The organism is Thermogemmatispora sp., assembly GCF_042408735.1.
Classification (GTDB): domain Bacteria; phylum Chloroflexota; class Ktedonobacteria; order Ktedonobacterales; family Ktedonobacteraceae; genus Thermogemmatispora.
In genome coordinates, this window is sequence record NZ_JBHOQV010000021.1 from 1 (window position 1) to 1,070 (window position 1,070).

At 63.5% G+C, this 1,070-nt stretch carries 1 protein-coding gene; it reads right to left on the minus strand.

Annotation, left to right across the window (positions count from 1 at the left end):
* The coding region (locus ACFMO7_RS01800; protein WP_376793830.1) for a glycosyltransferase family 39 protein at positions 1-1,070 on the minus strand (1,070 nt) is incomplete at both ends.

The following is a 1,070-nucleotide window of genomic DNA, read 5'->3' on the forward strand; positions in this document are numbered from 1 at the left end:
CACCGCCGGCTCCAGTCCCAGCCCCGCCAACAACATCAGCGGCAGCGTGATATGGATCGTCAGCCACGGCATCTTCTCCGCTGCCCACGAGTACAACACCAGGTTCCCCACGCACCAGTACACCAACCACAGCCGCCAGCGTGTCGGCCTCAGCAGACAGCGCACGATCCCCACGATCCCAAAGACCACCCCCACCTGCTCATAGAGCGGGATCAGCAGCAGGTAGTAGTACCACGGCTGCCCCCCGCGCGCGACAGCGATCTGCTCGATCCAATAATAGAGGCCTCCCCAGATACCATCACCGATGCCGGCCCGCACGTTCGTGAAGAGGACCGTGAACAGGATCAGGAAGATGGCCCAGAAGAGCAGGATCGCAAAGAACCAGTGGGTCCAGGGCATCTTCACCAGCGTCGCCAGCACCGGCTGCCTCTCCTCCTCCACCCAGCGCGCCAGGCGAAGGCGCCATCCCTCGCGGGCAGCCTTTGTTGCCGTCTCCCCGATGAACATCTCGCGCAACAAGATCCCCAAGACCACCAGCCCTAAAGCCACCCCCAACCAGGGGACCATCAGCGCCGTATCATCTTTGAGCACGGCCACAAAATCATCGGCAGCACGTTGGTGAGCAGCAATATAGAACGAGAGATTATGGAGCCAGCCCAGAAGCCACCTGGCCAGAAGAGCACCGCTCAGGGCATAGGCCAGCAACAGCAGGGGGGCTGCCGTCCGCGGCAACCAGCCCGGCTCTCCCCTGACCCTCTCTCTCACCTTCCACCGGCTCCCCAGCTCCCAGACCAGCACCCCTCCCCCATAGCTACCCACCACCGCCAGCGTCAAAAACGTCGCCTCCTTCGTCGCATACGACAGCGCCAGCCCCAGCACCCCCACCAGCAGCCACCTCAGCTTCCTCTCCTGCACATACCGCACCAGCCCCACCACCAACACCAGTGTGAAACACGCCATGTAGATGTCCTCCCGCGCAAACCGCGAGTAGTACACCAGGCTCGGCGACACCGCCAGCAACACCGCCGCCAACCAGGCCGCCACCCGTCCCATCGCCCTTCTGAGCAGAT